Below are 19,366 nucleotides of genomic sequence, written 5' to 3'. Positions count from 1 at the left end.
CCTCATCACTTAAACAGAAATATTTTATCGTGATTTTTTACTTGTTTCCTAATAAATGGCAAGTAACATAGAGCTTTGGCCCCTGAAACATGGGATTTCGTAAGTATACCCCTACTTTACTGTTTTATTTATCATACACTGGTTGTTTTGCGCTTTAACTAACAACACCGCAATGCAATTAAAAAATGAATTTAATACAGCTTGAATGGCATCCTAAATAATTCGAGTTGTAGAAAGACGGCAAACAAATTGGGCCCTAAGAGGATACATAAGTATGTGACTAGGGTCAGTTTGTGAAGCCAACGCATCTACAGCTCGAAGTATGACGGATTGAGATAGTAAAGTAGATATTGTTAATATGAAGAGAGTGAATTATATGATAGTAGCGCCTGTAGTCGACGTACTGCAAGGCCGAGTGGCGGTAGGCACAGAAGTCACCGTTCAAGGCTGGGTACGTACAAGGAGAGATTCAAAAGCGGGTTTTTCTTTCCTCGCCGTTTATGACGGTTCTTGCTTTAATCCGTTACAGGCTATCATCAATAATAACTTACCTAATTATAATGATGAAGTCCTGCACCTAACTACGGGTTGTTCTGTTCAGGTTACGGGCGTTATAAAAGAGTCTCAAGGCCAAGGGCAGTCCTTTGAACTTGATGCAACCGCAGTCAAGGTGGTTGGTTGGGTTGAAGACCCTGAAACTTACCCTATGGCAGCGAAACGCCATAGCGTTGAATTCTTACGTGAAGCCGCACACCTACGCCCTCGAACCAATTTAATCGGTGCGGTTGCACGCGTGCGCCATACCTTAGCACAAGCGATACATCGTTTCTTTGATGAGCAAGGTTACTTTTGGGTTTCAACCCCAATCATTACTGCCTCTGATACCGAAGGCGCAGGTGAAATGTTCCGTGTCTCTACACTGGATTACAATAACTTGCCGCGTAATGACAAGGGCGAAGTCGATTTCAGTGAAGACTTCTTTGGCCGTGAAGCATTCTTAACGGTTTCAGGCCAGTTAAATGGTGAAGCATATGCAACTGCACTGAGCAAAGTGTACACTTTTGGCCCAACCTTCCGTGCTGAAAACTCCAATACCAGCCGCCACTTAGCTGAGTTCTGGATGGTTGAACCTGAAGTTGCTTTCGCTAACTTAGATGATGTTGCAGGCCTAGCAGAAAAAATGCTGAAATTCGCCTTTAAAGCCGCGCTTGAAGAACGCCGTGATGACTTAGAGTTTTTTGCTCAACGTGTCGATAAAGACGTTATCACTCGCTTAGAAAGCTTTGTTAACTCTGATTTTGCCCAAGTTGATTACACCGACGCGATCAAAATCCTTGAAACCTGTGGTCAGAAATTCGAAAACCCAGTTTACTGGGGTGTCGATATGTCATCTGAACATGAGCGCTACTTAGCTGAACAGCACTTTAAAGCGCCTGTGGTAGTAAAAAACTATCCGAAAGACATCAAAGCTTTCTATATGCGCTTAAATGAAGACGGTAAAACTGTTGCTGCAATGGACGTTCTCGCACCGGGTATTGGTGAAATCATCGGCGGTTCACAACGTGAAGAACGCCTTGATATGCTTGATGCACGCCTTGAAGAAATGGGCATGAATAAAGAAGATTACTGGTGGTATCGTGATCTGCGCCGTTATGGCACTGTACCTCACTCTGGTTTCGGCCTTGGCTTTGAGCGTTTAGTGGCTTATGTCACTGGTGTTGGTAACGTGCGTGAGGTGATCCCATTCCCTCGTACACCTAGAAACGCTGCATTCTAATTGCGTTTTTTGGTGCAATAATGATGTAAAAAGCGGACTAAACATATTTTGGTCCGCTTTTTTGTTCAATAATGCTTTCATTGGCTAATCATTCCGATACGTTACATTAAATTACAGTAAAATATTAAGTAGATCACAACTTTCCCCTTAATACCTTATAATTATCCGTAAAGTAACGCACTGCCTGCTACCGCTAAGAATAATCTGCTTTTTTATTATATTTTTGCTTTTTGCTAATCATAAATCTTCAACTTAACTGGCCTAAGTTGCTCAAAAAAAGCTCAAATTATCTTTTGAAAAAGTTCCCTCTTTTTTGTAATATTTTTTAAACTGGTACGATGAGTGATTATTTTTTACTCTATTTTTTACATTTTGAAACACCTTGTTACCATTTGTTTCAGAAACTTTGATTTTGTAGCACTTTGAGGGTGGATAAATTTATTTAGCAATGGAACACTGGTCGCCGACATAGACGACACTAATCTCTCATAAATAGTTCCAATTATTTTTTGAGAATTATTTTTGGCAGTGGCAGGTGTCCGAATAACACCAATGAGGGTAATAATAATGATGAAACGCAATATTCTTGCAATGGTTATCCCAGCTCTGTTAGCTGCTGGTGCAGCAAACGCAGCTGAAGTATACAACAAAGACGGCAACAAATTAGACGTTTACGGTAAAGTTGACGTTCGTCACTATTTCGCTAAAGGTGATAGCGGCGAAGATGGTGATGATTCACGTGTTCGTTTAGGTCTGAAAGGTGATACTCAAATCACTGATCAACTGACTGGTTTTGGTCGTTTCGAGTGGGAAACAAAAACTAACAAAACTGAAAAAAACAACGACAACAAAAACCGTTTAGCTTACGCTGGTTTAAAATTTGCTGATTTCGGTTCAGTTGATTATGGTCGTAACTACGGTGTTATCTATGACACGAACGCATGGACCGACGTTATGCCTTTATGGGGCGGCGACACTATGGCTCAAGCTGACGTGTTCATGACTAGCCGTAACCGTAACCTATTAACTTACCGTAACAACAATGCATTCGGTTATGTTGATGGCCTAAGCTTTGCCCTGCAATACCAAGGTAAAAACGGTGATACCAACAAATCTGGTGGTAAAACGGCTTACGAAAATAACGGTGACGGCTACGGTTTCTCTACCGCTTATGACTTAGGTTGGGGCGTAACACTGGGTGGTGGTTATTCTAACTCTTCTCGTACTCCATCACAAAAATCTTCTGCTGCTCATGGCGACAAAGCACAAGCATGGAACGTGGGTGGTAAATTCGACGCTAATAATGTTTACTTAGCAGCGATGTACGGTCAAACACTGAACACTACTTACTTTGGTGATAAAAATACTATTGCTAACAAAACTGAAAACGTTGAGTTAGTAGCACAGTACCTGTTCGATTTCGGTCTGAAACCATCTTTAGGTTATAACCAATCTAAAGCTAAAGACATCGCTGGTGGTGACGGCGATATCGTTAAATATATCTCTGTAGGTTCTTACTACTACTTCAACAAAAACATGTCTGCAGTTGTTGATTACAAAATCAACCTGTTAAAAGACAACGACTTCAGCGAGCGTCATGGTCTGATGACTGACAACGTTGTTGGTTTAGGTTTAGTTTACCAATTCTAATTATCAGTTAACTGATAAGCTAGAAAACGGTAACATGTTTTTGCAAGCAGCGCTTCGGCGCTGCTTTTTTTTACCTGTAAACGCTGACTAAATTTTTATAAATCAAACCACTATATCGACAAGACAGACTGATTCACCAACTTTATAGATATTTATGGTTAGATTACATGCAATTCCTACCTAGCTCACAAGATCTCGCCAATTTATCGCAAAACGGTTGGCAAAACGCCTTTCTCACGTTACCCTGATAACTCGACTCGTTCGACTAAACCCGTTTTCAGCTATACCCTTTATTTCAAGCAGTATGGGCTTTTTACAAGCAAGGATAGCCAAAAGCATTCTCACTTAATGCCTTCATACGCTATGAACTGTATTGGGTAACCACAACAGAGCTTTGGAATCGACAACATGTTTGAAAAAATTACTTCTGCCCCCGCTGACCCAATTTTAGGTCTTGCTGATAGTTTCCGTGCTGATCCCCGTGACAATAAAATCAACTTAGGTATTGGCGTCTATAAAGACGAATCAGGGAAAACCCCTGTGCTTGATACCGTAAAAAAAGCAGAAAAATTCCTGCTAGACAACGAAAACACCAAAAACTATCTTGCGATTAGCGGAATGCCAGAATTCGGCCGTGTAACACAAGAACTGTTATTCGGTGCACAACATGAAATTGTCACCTCAAAACGTGCCCGTACAGCACAAGCCCCAGGGGGCACTGGTGCCCTGCGTATTGCAGCTGACTTTATTGCTAAACAAACCAATGCAAAACGTGTTTGGATCAGCAACCCAACATGGCCTAACCATAAAAATATTTTTGAAGCCGCTGGCTTAGAAGTATTAACTTACAACTATTATGATGCAGCAAAACATGGCATGGATTTCGACGGCATGCTAAGTAGCTTATCCACTGCGGTTGCAGGGGATGTTATTGTCCTACATGGTTGCTGCCATAACCCAACAGGGATTGACCCAACTGCTGAGCAATGGTCGAAGCTGGCTAACTTGTGTGCAGAAAAAGGCTTATTACCTGTTTTCGACTTCGCCTATCAAGGTTTTGCTAAAGGGTTAGATGAAGACGCTGAAGGCTTACGCATTTTCACCCAAAATAACCCAGAAATGATTGTCGCCAGCTCATACTCTAAAAACTTCGGTTTATATAATGAGCGTGTCGGTGCTTGCACCATTATCGCTAAAGACAGCGACAACGCAGAGCGCGCATTTAGCCAAGCAAAAGCGGTTATTCGTGCAAACTACTCTAACCCACCCGCTCACGGTGCAGCAGTGGTTACCACTATCCTTTCTGACGATACCTTAAAAGCAGAATGGGTCCAAGAACTAACAGCAATGCGTGAACGTATTAAACGTATGCGTCAGTTACTGGTTAAAACATTGGAAGAGAAAGGCGCTAAACAAGACTTTAGCTTCATTATCAACCAAAACGGTATGTTCTCCTTCAGTGGTCTCACAAAAGAGCAAGTAGAGCGTCTACGCAGTGAATTTGGCATCTACGCCGTAAGTTCTGGCCGTATTAATGTTGCAGGCTTAACACTGGAAAACATGGTTCCACTGTGTGAAGCCATCGTAAAAGTACTGTAAAACCCATAAAGTACACCCCAAGTTAGCCCCATATTTTATTGGGTTCTAATTTTGGGGTGTTTTTTTAGGAGTATGGTTCACTTTGAAGAGGAATCGCTCATATTAAAGCTTATTCCTCTAATCATTTGAAAGCTAATTAGCGGCTGATACGCTCGTCCCCTCTAATAAACGGTTCATAAACGGTAGAGGGTCCCAACGGTTGCGTAGGTGGGCTGACATATTCGTTGCCTCAAAAGTACTTTCGTATTCAAAACGTGACTCAGCATAAAGCTGAATAAGCTTATCTACCGTTTTCTCAGCTTGCCCATTCCATTCGTCCCCATCACACTTACGGAACTTTATATCTGTTACATCTGTCATCGACATTAAATGGTTGCTATGATAAATCTCCACTTTTCGACCAGTATATGATTCATAGACACTGAGTGTTTTTGATGGATCTATTTGCTGTACCATCACTGGGGTCACATAAAAATTAACCAAAACAACCTGATTACGACCAGCCAAATCCTCAATCTTCACTGTTGTATTGCTTTCATAACCATTAACAAGATAAGTATCATTACCTAACCCACCAGACAAGGTGTCGTTGCCCGCAACGGAGATCAATAAATCTTTATCAACTCCCCCGGCGAGAATATCATTACCTTGACCACCAAAGAGGACGTTATTGCCCCCTAAAGTCACTATCCTATTATCTCCTTTACCCCCCTGAATTATCCGACCATGCCCAGTATGGTCCAAAACAACTAAGTTTCCTTCCTTAGTCTTAATTAACCAATGAGTTCGAGCATAATTTGGGTTTAAAATAGTCGGGCCATTAGTAGGTACATGTAATGACTCTAATAAAGCATCTGGCGTTCCATTTAGTAAATGAGTTAATGTATCTGCTAGTTTCCAATGACCTTTTTGCCCTGTTTTTTCAGCGGTGGAATAACTATCTGCAAAGTATTTAGCTAAAGGCTCCATCCCATCTTTTGTTAATTCCTGCAACTTATGCGGCAATTTAGGGTACATGTAGACCTGACATACAGCGTCTTTATTTTCTTGTAGAGATGGCTGTTTTATTTTAATAATTTTGCCTGATTTTGATATATAAATGCGATAAAGAGCACCATTATCCACACCTTCAGTAATGTTTTCACAGTCAAAATTCAGTAAATGAATATTATTTTTCCCTTCAAGATCCTCGATATAAACAACCCCTCTATATCGACAATCAATTAAATAGTTATCATCGCCCTCCTTACCCATTAAAGTGTCGTAACCAAAATCAGAGAGTAATAAATCGTCCCCATCTCCGCCCGAGAGAAAATTCATTCCTGAGCCAGCATACAGCACATTATTACCTGAAACAGCTGCTATCGTATCATCACCTTCCCCACCGATCAGCACACGACTAAACCCACTATGGTCAAGAATAATATCATTTCCTGCTTGGCCGTTTATCAGTAATTTTTTACCAAGGTACCCCATTGGAATATTAATGGTATCATCGCCATCGGTGCTGTTTGCAATGGGATTTGAAGGGGCAATGACACTATTTTCACTCTTCAGGTCGATACAAAACATATTACTGTACTTATCTTGAATAAGTACCGCATTATTCATACCCCCATCGAAATTCTGAAAACGAAAGCTCAGTGTTGTCTTTTCGAACCTATCTTTGAGCAAAAGCTTTTGCCCATTCATTTGTAGTTGGTAGCCATTTACCGTAGGTAATAAAATAATAACCTTATCTTGATCTGTAAAATGGCCTTTGACATTAGCAAAATCAAATACAATATCTTCATTGTTATCGTCAAGTTTATTTATTTGATAACTATCTTGGCCCAATGTGACTTTTATATGGCTCCCCGATGCTATATGGGAGAGGATATTGTTTTTTTCACTTCCAGTATAAGTTAAATTCTTAGCTTTACCTATTGATACTAACCTTCCCCATTTAGGTGAGTTATATACTCGTGTTTTATTAACTTCAATCTCATCTTTACTTTCATCAATATAAACACTTTTTTCACCTGAATATAGCGTTTTATCATTATTTTGAACATATAACACATTGAATAGTTTTCCACGTATAGTATGTTCAGGATTATTTTCTTTTGGGAGGTCAACTAATTGACTAATTAAGGCAAAACCATCGTTAGTATTTAAGTTATAACTATGATTGCGTTTACGAACCCCATCTATATCACGATATACATTATTTAATTTTATGGTGACTTCACTCTTAACCTTATCAAATACATATTTATCTGTCTTATAATCATCAACCTGTATTTTAAGGTAAAGGTCGTTACCCTTGATATACATATCCTTAATTTCATTTAATGAGTATTCAAGATCAACCCAACTCACTGACTCGCTATTCTCTTCAATAATAACATTAGCTTGAAATCCTTTATTTTCCCCCTGATAAATAGGGTTGATATAATGTTCTTTTTCAACTCGGAATGCTTTTTTATTATATGACATTTTTGTTTTATAAAGATCATCTACATGAGAAGCCCATTCGAACCGTTTAATAAAGTAACTATCAATCCCACTGCCACCAATGGCTTTCCCTTTTGTTAGCGCTAATCGGTCATCTCCACCATATCCATATAGCGTATCTTCCCCTAACCCGCCATTGATATTATTATTTTCATCATCGCCATGGATAATATCATTAGTATTATCAATAAGAGTAATATTTTCAATATTTTTAGCATCAACAACATCAATAAATTGATGTTGATATTTAAATTTAGATTTAGACTCCTCGCTGCAGAAATACGCAACCTTATTTATCCTTAAATCGATATAAACATGATAGCCATTAGGCAAATTATCAATAAATAAAGTGTCGCTTCCTGATTGGCCATCTAGAAACTTCGTTACTTTGCCATCATTTGACTCCAATGATGTTAAACTATTATCCCTTAAGTAAAAATAATCTGACTTTGATCCTGTAGCAAAATACTTTTCACCCGATAACACCTGAAGAGCATACATTCTGTCGTCTCTTCCAATAAGATAATCAACACCATTTGCGAGATTAAAACTACTCCCCTTAGTCTCATCAATATCTATAATATTCGCAATTATACCAGGTTTATTCTCAATATATTCATTGGTGTTATCTGCATATTTACGGATAGTGAAATTTTTTTGCGCAGCAACCTCGGTTTGTTTAGAATAAAAACTTAATTGTTCATAATCCGAAGCTGTAAGCTGCTTTTCTATACTCTGTGTTAAATTACTTTTTTGAATTCCATGTTTTTCTAAAAATTTATCAAATAATGGGTTTTTATAGTTTGTGTTAAAACAATAGCCCTCATTAGACGCTACTGTCCCAGTACGGACAACATCAGTAACCTCCTTGAGAACTTTGCTAAATACAACTCTATCTTCTTGCCCAGTAGCTCTTTTCACCCTACCATCGGCTTGCAAAGAATAATTTTTAATTAAAAAATCAGCTTCACTGAAAGTAAATGAAGGGGCTCCACGTTTGGTATAACGATAAACATAATCCGAAAAACTTAAACGTACCCCCCACCACATACCACCAAAATAATTATTATTAGTATCTACAAGATAATAACGTTCTTCTGATTTATAAGTCGGCTTTTCAATTATACTCAAGTGATGATCAAAACCTGCTGGGACAAACCTTTTTTCAAACAGGTCTATATCCATCTCTACATCTAATTTTTTAAATGCTTTTATGTAATGCACAATCGCCATTTCTTGCTGGCTACGCAGGGTAGGTTCAAAACCAAATGCACCACGAAGCCCTTCTTCCAGTTCCCTATCCCAGCTAATATCAATTACCTCTTTGATATTTTCAACTGCGCGGGCACCTTGATATACCAAACCAGAAACCAGTAAAACGCCCCCAACAACAAGGCCCACTACGGGAATAGTAGAAGAGCCAATTATGACACCAATAACGGTGATGCCATTTAACACACAACTGGCAATAGAAAAAGTCGCATTAACAATCAGATCTTGCCGCTGTTTTGGATCAGAAACACGGTCAAGTTTAGATAAACTGTCATATGCTTGGTAAGCGTCAAACCCCATTCCGACTAAATTAAATATAATCACGGTTCCTGCTGCAATTCTGCCGCGGATTAACGATGTTGCCCCCCCTTTACTGGCTATATTTAATAAAATAGGTTGTACAATCATGTCTCCATAATTAGCAATTGCTGAACCACAAATAAGGTAAAATTGTTTTTCTAACTCAGCACATTCCTCATCCGTTAAATCAGGGTTATCTAATTTTTTCAAGATTAAATGTATACTAATTAATGTTTGTACTGCACCAACTCCCCCCATTACTTGGCCAAACCGATTACCTATTTGTTGAAAACGCGGTAACTTAGTTCCTAACGTTCTTAAGTTCTCAATCATCTCCGGTGTCAATTTAGACACATTAGGGTCGATGTTTCTTGCAATATACTTCAACTGCTTTTTCAATACCGCGCTGTCTCGAAAACCAGTGTTATTATCTGTGATAGGAATATGATCTACGTCGCCTAATTGCTGATGAAGAATCCTGAGCAAAACAAGGTCCGATTCATTTCCATCAACTAATGTTAATTCAGCCGCAAGCTTTTCGGGATGAAATCGCACTTTTTTCTGCCAACCATTTTTTTTTGTATGATCTGCAGTAATAAGTTGACCATCAATAGTCACCCCTAAGTTTTGTAACCTTGCCAAGGCAATTTTTTCACCATTAAAATTCACCCAACTGTTTTTATCAGCAATAGCGACAGAATTAATAAGTGCAGTTACGTTCTTTCTATACTGCTCATAATCATGAGGTATACGCTTGATACTGTTATCATCAAGTGCAATAACCTGCATATCTGCCGAATAAAACTTACCATTTTTATCACTTTTCTCTCCAAAGCCTGCCTGTTGGCCCCGAGTTATAGTCTCTCCATTAAGTAAACTTACATTTTCGTTAAAATAACTATTGACTTGCTTCGCAAATAATTTTGCTGCTAAAGGGCGTTGTTCATTACGAATACTGAGTTGTAAACCATTAGGATCAAGTAAACGGTATTCATGAATGTTACCGCGGGTCGTATATTGAATAGTATATGTTGTGTTCTTACCTTGAAGGAATAAAAGTGAATGCCCCCGAGAATGGTAAGAATTATTATTGGCTGATAATACATATTTAATAGGCTGCCTAGCATGTTTCTCTCCCTTATTATCAAACCCATCTACAATATTATTTGAATAACGCTTTATTTCATTAAGTAACTCGGTTTCCCCCTCGGTTAGGGCTCCATTATAACGTTTCTGTTCTAGCTTAATTTGCCACTCAATAAGATTTCTCGCCGAGTTTTCATCCCCTAACTGAGACTCAACGGTATAAATTAACCCCATCTTTCGGTCAAAACCTGCTGCATCTCCTTTACGTCTTAACCTATCATAGTTAATCATATTCACTTGGCTATCAGCAGACCACTTACGCATCTGATTACACAGTTCATTATATTGCTGTAACCGCTGATGACGCTCAACTTGATGTTTATGTAATGCCCCTGCAAATGAGAGCCCTTTTAATGGTGCATTTTCCCCATCAAAATTGTCCTTGTTAAGCCTTAAAAATGAATTAAGGTCCTCGGACATTAATGAAAATGCATTTACATCTTTAGCTAACGCAGTGACTTTGCCTCGATCGAAACCATTAATGGCAGGAAATACCGCTTTTAATTGTAACCGTGTTTTTTCGCTCAAATGATGCAATACAGATGGGTCATCCTGTATCGCATGCAAAATAGTAAGTGTATCTTTAGCTTGCTGTTGTAAATCCACAGGCAGGCGGGCCTCAAATAAATTGTCCCAGTGAGCTTTATTTTCAATTTTATCGTTACTGAGGTAATGGTTAACTTTTGGAGCTATTAATGGATCATATAGTGCTACTTTCAGTTTATCTGCACTAAATTGGCCGTACCCATCGTCAAAGTAACTCACTAAATAAGGGTGCTCTGCCAAACGAACATGCTCCAAACTGATGTCTTTTGACGCTATTTTCTCTATTAAAGATTGGACTTGTTGATGATGTTTTGTATCTAAAAAGTTTTTTACCGTTGGTGTCTCTTGGTGCATTACCCCCACTAGTTGCTCGGCAGCAGTCCCCTTTCGCTGATCAAGCTCTATAAATAAGCTACTCGTAATTTTTATTTTTTGTTTATTTATCGCGTGGAGCGACATACTCTCCTCTGCTGTAAATGGATATTTTTCCTTTACCTCCGTAAGAACCGAGAACAAGCCATCGATTGGTTTATTCTTTACCCCATCATTAGCGATAATAACCCATTTTACTGCTTTACCGCTTTCTAGTAGTGAAGGAATATTATTTTCCCCGTATTCTACTGCCCAGATTTTATTATCTGTGTCCGCTTGCAAAATTAGTGTGTTTTCTGGGTTTTTACCTGCTAACCGCTCTGCTTGCACCTTTCCCTTTAGGTCCTCAGTAGCGCGCACAATAATAGAAAATGTTGAGGTGTCCTTCTGCAAATGAGATTGTAAATGTGCTTGATGCGCTATACTATCTTGATTAACCGTAGGCCATATAGGTGTTGATTTAATCCCTAAGTCATTTAATTTTTTAGTGAAGTGTGAATGAAAATCGCTAGGTAACTCCTGATTATGCTGTTTTAATTCATCAACAAAAAGTTGATAAGCTTGAGGGTTATAGATTATTTTTTTTATTAGAGAAAAATCTAAATCTTTGAATGATGAAAGCCTAAATATTTTCATTGGGTCTGGTTCAACATAGTTATTTAATTGCGATAGTTTTAATTCTCCTCGACGTAGCTCATTAATAAAATATAATGTACTAGATTTTCCATTTATTTTTACTTGCCCTGTATTAAGATCATATTGATATATAAATTTATAACCCTTAGTACTATTTCTAATGGAATTACGTTCCCCCTCTACAACCATTTTATGCCCATAATTATAATTGGTTATACTTCGATTATATGCAACTATTGGCATATTCATCTTATTATTAGCAAATAGATTTGTAGCCTTTAATGCAAAGTTTTCATATATTCCTCCCCTACCTAAATTGCACCCCATTAGTACTAGTTTATCGGGGACCGTATTTTTCAATACTTTCTTTTTCAAATAGACCATCGCATCTGTATATTTCTTTGCACTCCTTTCTGCATATAAGGTAGGTTCTCCATCATCAAAATAAGAACCATGCCCAATGGTTATCCAGCGTACTTTCCCTGTAGTTATTTTTTTTAGAGAGCCATATAATACCTTATGTTTTCGACTACCTAAATCGTATTGAATCACTGTACTATTGTCGGGGTGTTTTGAGAGAGCTTTAGCTACCACATCCGCTGAAACTTTATCCCCTTGTAATTGAATAATAACGTTATGGTCATATGCTGTAGGGTTTGCCTGTTTATTATTCCTAGATTCAATGTTAATTGCCGTTAATTTATGATACACCTTAATAGGGTCACACCAGGTATTAATTGAGTGCGCCTTTGAAGCCAAGTCACCAGCTAGAGACGCATGATGGCTACCATTAAAATTATTTTCATGTATATCAGAAAAGTCATTATCTAATCCAACAACCGCTTTTCCGAATACGCCTTCCATATACCTACGCCTATTAACAATTAGCGCCTTATCTACTTTGTTATCCGTTGAGCCTTGCTCATGATTATCTGAACTCGGTATTATTTTATCTGAGATTTGTTCGTTGTTATCTGAGTTTGGTATTATTTTATCTGAGTTTGGTATTATTTTATCTGAGGTTTGTTCACTGTTATCTGAGTTTGGTATTATTCTATCTGAGGTTTGTTCACTGTTATCTGAGTTTGGTATTATTCTATCTGAGGTTTGTTCACTGTTATCTGAGTTTGGTATTATTCTATCTGAGGTTTGTTCACTGTTATCTAAATTCTGATCTATCTTATCATTAAATATTGAGATGCTTTTTTTTCTTTTAATCTCACCATGGTTTACAATATACCCTTCCGATTTTTTTCTTTTAGGTTCAAATAACCTACCGTTCTCACCTTCGCTCCATTTTCTATTTAATGGTGCTCGATAGCCTTGATTAATTAATAACTGCTGAAAATTAGACAACTGTTCGACATCATTAATAATGATGGCACCATGAGGGTTCATCTCAAAATAAGTATCAATAGGTTGAGTTGTTCCCGACAACTTATTTTTCCCTTTTAAACTCTCAGGTAAAAAGAAGGTAATAGGGAAGTTATCCTTCATCACACTCACGGGGTTTGCATCATCAGAACCATGATGAACTAATTCAAAGCCCTCAGTTCTCCCTAGCTCTCTATTAAGCTGCCTATTAACCTCTTTTATTCTATTATTGATAATGCCATTTTCTTTCCCTTCTTTCTTATTATATTCTGCCTCATTATTATACAGTCTCTTTTGAGCTGGCGTTAACTCCTCATAATTTACACTCGCTTTCCATTCTTGCCAATCAGGCATTTCCGTAACTTTAACATAATGCTCTAACTCTGAAATTGGGAAGATAATGCTAAAAATATCATAATCAGCCGTCATTGCCTTACCCGTTTTAGGATCACCTATCACAAGAAAAGGTTTAATTTCATTATTTTCTTGATAAGAAACCTGCCAAATATTACCTTTTCCTGAAGGGCTTTTTTTTAATAAAAAGGTATGTTCTTCCCCATCAATAGTTGAGCTAGTTTTCTTGTAATCCCCATCATCTGTATCAATTAGTGGCGTGATGGTTTTATAGTTAATTAATTCATTAATCCGTTCCGAACTAATTTCAAGGGGAACCGCTATTGCATGCTTTTTATCAATAGACTGTTGCACATAGTCATTATATTTGCTTTGCTCATCTCGACCCGATTTCTTAGAGAACTGCTGCAAAACTGGAATAAAACCACTGTGTGGGCCCCAGTCAGAACTTTTACCTTTAATTGTTAATCCCTTACTACTGTATATACCTGATTCGATTAAACTAGCCGATTTATGGTCAACAGGCCGAATACCAATGGTAATATTATATTTATCCGCAACTTTATTAATCGCTTTTTGGTGGTTTTCTGGGACCCCCGTAGCTATGGTTGGTTGGTCACCCATACGTGGAATAAGGTGCAAATTGACACTTTTATAATCTCTATCACCCTCTTGTTGAGGTGGTGAAAAAGCATTTATATCAAATTGTTTACTTACTAAGTAAACTTGATAATCATCTTGGCTAATAAATTTATCACTATTAATTTTTGATAATGCATTTACATTATCCTCAATTATTTTAGTAAGCTCACCGCTATTTAAAATATCAGTATAAATGAATGATGTCTTTCCGTTCAGTGTAACCTTTAGTTTAGCTATTTGATTTTTTTGATTAAATTCCACATAGGTTAATTTACATTTTTGATCACTACTAATGTATGCCAATTTTCTTTTTACTAATAGCGTATTTTCCGTAATTAGTTTATCTCGATTATTTAATTCCTTCAGTTGAAATGGCCTTCCGATACTGTCACTAGGGTTAAATGAAAATGTTCTAATTTTATAATCATTATTCTTAACCTTACTAAACCTATATTTATCTGCATTAATTTTTACAAATGTATCGATATAAGAAATAAAACTGTCTTTTTTGTTAAATGTCATGACTCCAGTATCAGGATCAAAGAATTTATATGTCCACACCTTTGTTTTTTGATCATAAATTATGGATATCGCCATTGCATGGCTAGCTGAACAAAACTTAATTAACAGTGGTTGATTGCTTGTATTTATATGTGAGTAGATTTTTTCTTTAAAGCGACTCAATGTGGTTTCATTAGCTAAGTGTGTCGTAAAGTTCTTACTATCAACTACCTGAACACCTTTACCATTCCTATTGTCTTCTAACTCTAAATAATTATCTCTTTGAATAACCTCTGATATTGTATTAATGAATATTTTGGCATCATCAGTAGTAAAACTCGATGCTAGACTTTTCCCCCCAATGCTAAGTTTATCTTTTAGCTTTATAAAAAGCTCATCTGATGCGATATCTTTCCCTGCCTTTGTTTTGAAAAAATCACTATCAGCATCAGCCAAAAGCGCATCTGTATAAATTTTAATTTTTAATTTTTGTAACTCTGCCAAATAATTATAATAATTAGCCTCTCTACCATACATACTTTTGCTAACAGCATAATTTGTATTGACAATATCATTAATATATTTAACAAAACTACGTCCATTAATCTCTTCATATTTAAAGTTATAAATATAATTATAATGACGTACTGATTTTATATATGAAAGCTGTTTTTTAATTACATCTGATACATGCTCATTAAATAATGATTTAGCATGTAACTTCAAGGCATCATTTCTAGCTTTATCTAACGGGGGTAAATTATCATCATTTGAATTTATAATAGAATAAAGTTCATTTAATTGCTCGATATATTTACCACCTTGATTATTCATGCTGTAAACTAAAAACTCATCCGTTAGCCCATAGCCATACCCTGAGAAACTAGAATGAGATATACCATTATTATTTATTAACTTAATAAACAAATCATGATTTTCAGTATCATTAACATAGTCATATAATACATATTGATTAAAATTCACATCTGTATTTTCTACTTTCATAATAATTCCCTTTAATTAATAATTAATGTATATTATTGAAATTAATATTTAAATTAACAAAGTAATTTATTAATAACCATATCAATATGAAACATTCGGATAAAATGTTTCGGATAGTAAAAAATTAACATAGGGTAATTATCAATGATAATTAACTATAAAAAACATACCCAATTCTTAGGGTATGTTTTTAAATTAGGAAGGAATGACTATTTTTGTTAATTACCAAACAGGTAATTCATCTTGTAAGAAAGGGTTGGTTTTGCGTTCAAAACCTAAATTAGACATTGGCCCATGCCCCGGTATAAACTGGTAATCGTCACCTAAAGGCAGTACTTTAGTTTTAATTGATGAGATTAAATCTTGGTGATTACCACGAGGGAAGTCACTGCGACCTACCCCACCCTTAAATAACACATCACCCATTGAAATTAGCTTATCATTGTGATTCACAAAAATAATATGACCGGGTGTATGCCCTGGGCAATGCAACACATCAAATGAAATGCCACCACAAGTGACTGTATCCCCTTCTTCTAGCCAATAGTCAGGCGTAAAATCAGGACATTCCCCTATATAAAACATGGCATTTTGCTCAGCAAGATTTTCAATCCAAAACGCGTCTTCTTTTTGTGGCCCATAAATAGGCACAGAGAAATGTTTGGAAAGTATCGCTGAAGCACCGATATGGTCAGAATGACCGTGGGTAAGCAGAATTTTAGTTAACTTTAGCCCTCGACTTTCAATGGCAGAAATAATTTTTTCTGCCTCACCGCCGGGGTCAACCACAACCGCTTCTAACGTATTTTCATCCCAAATAACCTGACAGTTTTGCATAAATGGTGTTACTGGGATAATAGTATATTTCATCGGGCAATTACTCCGTAATCTGTGTCACCTATGCACAGATTACCACGTTCTTGCTGGCCCTGTATCAATATGTATAAAATTGCTTCTAGGATAATAGCCAACACCACCCGCTTTCATTTTCAGCGCGGCTTTACGAATGTTACTTAACTGTAAACCTTCGATATGGAAATCCATCGCTTGCCCGCGAGTATGGTAACTTTTCTTCGCGACTCCCGAACTTTTACTACGCAATTTATTATTCGTTTCTAAAGAGCGATAACCCGAAATAAGTTGAACTGGTTTGTTAGTTCCCATCATCATTTGTAATAAATAAATTTGGTCAAATAATTTAGGATCAATGGTTTTGACTTTATCGCAGCGGTAATCACGGAAAAAATGATTTAAACGTGCAAGTTCAGATTTGTTATAACGTTGACCGTCAAAAAATTCTGTTTTTAAAGACTCCCCCGTATTAATATTTTGAAAGCGTAAAATACGTGGGCGTGGGGTGGTCATTGCAGCAAATACATGGCTTGGTAATAAACTAAGGCCGACTGTAGCAGCCCCAATTCCCAGCCATTTTCTGCGGGATTGGTCAATAATATCCATAGGTGATAGCTCAGACTCTAATAATTTCAGTAATAATCGATAAAATTTTGACAACCTATTGAGTCTAGCAAAACATTCTTAATTTTAATGTATATTTATGTAAAGATATGCATACTTTAAGGGAATTTGGTTGCTATATTCGTCAAAAATAGCGCTTTGTCACTAAATTCACATGTAATAAGCGAATTACTACGCTTACTTTGCTGCCTTGGCTGATATGAATCGCGATCAGCTCTCTATTATTTACTGCATGATAATAATTAAATGCCTAAAAGCAACGGACCTAATAAGAAATTATGGGAGTTAAACAGAAATACTCGCAAAAAAGGGGGAAATCCCCCTTTCATATTTAAGCTAACATGATGATTAATGCAAAATCTTTTTCAACATTGGCAAATAGTTATCTGCATTATTAATGCTGTTATCATATTGATATATATCCGCTCGATATTGTGGTTGCTGGTCTTTATCAACCCAAGCGGTTTGATAATAAAGAAATACTGGGATCCTATCCGGTATATTCACATAACGGGTCGAACCTTCCTTAAGTGCACCATCAATGCGCTTCCTTTCCCAGCCCGCATCACCTAATAAAATACTTGCAAGCTCACTAGCTTTATTAACTCGTACACACCCAGAACTTATTGCGCGTGCGTTGCGATTAAATAGACTATGATTCGGTGTATCATGCAAATAAATTGCATCAGAACTTGGCATGTTAAATTTATAGCGCCCTAATGAATTAGTAGGGCCAGGAGCTTGACGAATTCGATAAGGGAAATTGGCAGGCGTAATATTTTCCCAATCAATGGCATACGGGTCGATTTCATAGGAATCTGCACCCCACCCCGAATAAACAGTATACCCTTTACGGCTAAAATAACTTGGATCTTGCTTTCCTCTCGGGGCAATATCTTTACGTGCCATGCTAGTCGGCACACTCCAAGGAGGGTTAATCACCACATTATTCAGTGCACTGCTCATGATCGGTGTTTTTCGATCAGCACGTCCAACAATCACTTTTGAGTCTAAAATAACCTCATCATTCAAATAAAAATCTAAGGAATAGCCTGGTATATTGACTAAAATCCCAGTTCCTTGACTTGCTGGAATAATACGCAAACGCTGAATATTTAATGCCATTAACCCTGCTTTTTGTTTTGGCTTCATATTCAGCCAAACACGCGTACCTTTACCGACAACACCATCCGCTTCTAAGCCATACTGTAATTGGAATTTTTTTACCGCATCAACAAGGTCTTGGCTATACACTTTTGATGCCTTACTTATTGGTGTCTCAGCTGTTTTTGCTGGTTCACTGGTTTGTTCAACCGCTTGCTCAGCAACTTGCGCCATCGTTTCAGGGGCTTCAACTTCGCTGCTCTCCATTACTGTTTCACCTTCCAGTAACCCTTCACGTTGCAGAATTTGGCGCAAAATAACCACGTCATCATTTGATTGACCTGGTTTTAATGTTTTAGTCCCCACGATTTCCAAGTCATCTTCAGGCATCGCCAATAACTTCAGCATTTCTTTGCGCATTGGCAAATACATTGGGTGGTTAGGGGCTTGCGATTTCACCCAATCACTTAAGCGATTACCTGCAATTGCATCTAACCATGGTTTCATTTGTGCAGAAGTCGGGGCAATAATTTTATAGGGGCGGCTACTATATAACCAATATTGCCCACTGCCTTCAACCGAAGATAAATAGTGTAAATACCCCAACATTGCATCGGACAAAATAACGTCACGACCAAGTTCATTTAATTGGTTATTTTCCAGTATCGCGAGCCACTCAGCAAATTGAGGTTGTACCCCCGCGAGTGCTAATTCGGCCAACTGTTGTTGGAATTGACTAATTGCTGTTTCATCTTGCCACAATAGCTGCATTTGCCGCTCAGCATATAATTTAGCTAATTGTGAAGCAAAAACAGGTTTCACCCCCGAAGGAAGCGAGACTGTTATTTTAGCCAAACTTTCTGCTGGTGTAACTGCCGCGGTAGCTTGTACTTCCTCGACACTTTGCTGCATATTTTCTTCATTTGAAAACGCAGGTATGTGTAATGCCATTAACCCACATATTACTGAGACTTGCAGAGCTTTCACACTTCTCTTTGCCATACATCCACCTTAAGTTACAACATGGATAACAATAGTTTTTATTATTAACGATTTTATTATAGTAAATTCTGGATACTCAAAGTATTCACACATTATACATGGTTAACAGTGCAG

At 37.4% G+C, this 19,366-nt stretch carries 7 protein-coding genes; 3 read left to right on the top strand and 4 right to left on the bottom strand.

Annotated features, from left to right (window positions below):
• Positions 1-376 precede the first annotated feature (376 nt).
• From asnS to P3L56_RS07035, 3 genes are all read left to right on the top strand, one after another.
• Entirely contained in the window at positions 377-1,777 is a 1,401-nt protein-coding gene (asnS, locus tag P3L56_RS07045) for an asparagine--tRNA ligase (RefSeq protein WP_071547897.1), read from the top strand.
• 567 nt (positions 1,778-2,344) lie between these two features.
• A complete protein-coding gene (locus P3L56_RS07040) occupies positions 2,345-3,427 on the top strand; it encodes a porin (RefSeq protein ID WP_269820028.1) in 1,083 nt (360 codons plus the stop codon).
• A 408-nt stretch (positions 3,428-3,835) separates the two neighbouring features.
• Positions 3,836-5,026: an amino acid aminotransferase gene (locus P3L56_RS07035; protein ID WP_042846458.1), complete on the top strand. Its 1,191-nt coding sequence runs from the start codon at positions 3,836-3,838 to the stop codon at positions 5,024-5,026.
• A gap of 132 nt (positions 5,027-5,158) precedes the next feature.
• Here the strand turns inward: P3L56_RS07035 and P3L56_RS07030 are convergent, their stop codons facing one another.
• The 4 genes from P3L56_RS07030 to ldtD form a co-directional block, all read right to left on the bottom strand.
• On the bottom strand, positions 5,159-15,670 hold the full coding sequence (locus P3L56_RS07030) for an anthrax toxin-like adenylyl cyclase domain-containing protein (protein WP_316927698.1): 10,512 nt from the start codon (positions 15,668-15,670) through the stop codon (positions 5,159-5,161).
• 222 nt (positions 15,671-15,892) lie between these two features.
• Positions 15,893-16,540 carry an MBL fold metallo-hydrolase gene (locus P3L56_RS07025; protein ID WP_071547892.1) on the bottom strand — a complete coding sequence of 216 codons (648 nt, stop codon included), beginning with the start codon at positions 16,538-16,540 and terminating at the stop codon, positions 15,893-15,895.
• 39 nt (positions 16,541-16,579) lie between these two features.
• Positions 16,580-17,128, bottom strand: coding sequence for a YcbK family protein (locus P3L56_RS07020; RefSeq protein ID WP_042846461.1), 549 nt, complete (start codon positions 17,126-17,128; stop codon positions 16,580-16,582).
• Between the two features lie 366 nt (positions 17,129-17,494).
• Positions 17,495-19,252 carry a L,D-transpeptidase gene (gene ldtD, locus P3L56_RS07015; protein ID WP_166685409.1) on the bottom strand — a complete coding sequence of 586 codons (1,758 nt, stop codon included), beginning with the start codon at positions 19,250-19,252 and terminating at the stop codon, positions 17,495-17,497.
• Between the last annotated feature and the right edge of the window lie 114 nt (positions 19,253-19,366).

The organism is Providencia sp. PROV024, assembly GCF_032709665.1.
GTDB classification, from domain to species: domain Bacteria; phylum Pseudomonadota; class Gammaproteobacteria; order Enterobacterales; family Enterobacteriaceae; genus Providencia; species Providencia huashanensis.
Note: the sequence above shows the minus strand (reverse complement) of the source record. Positions and strands in the feature narration are given on the sequence as shown.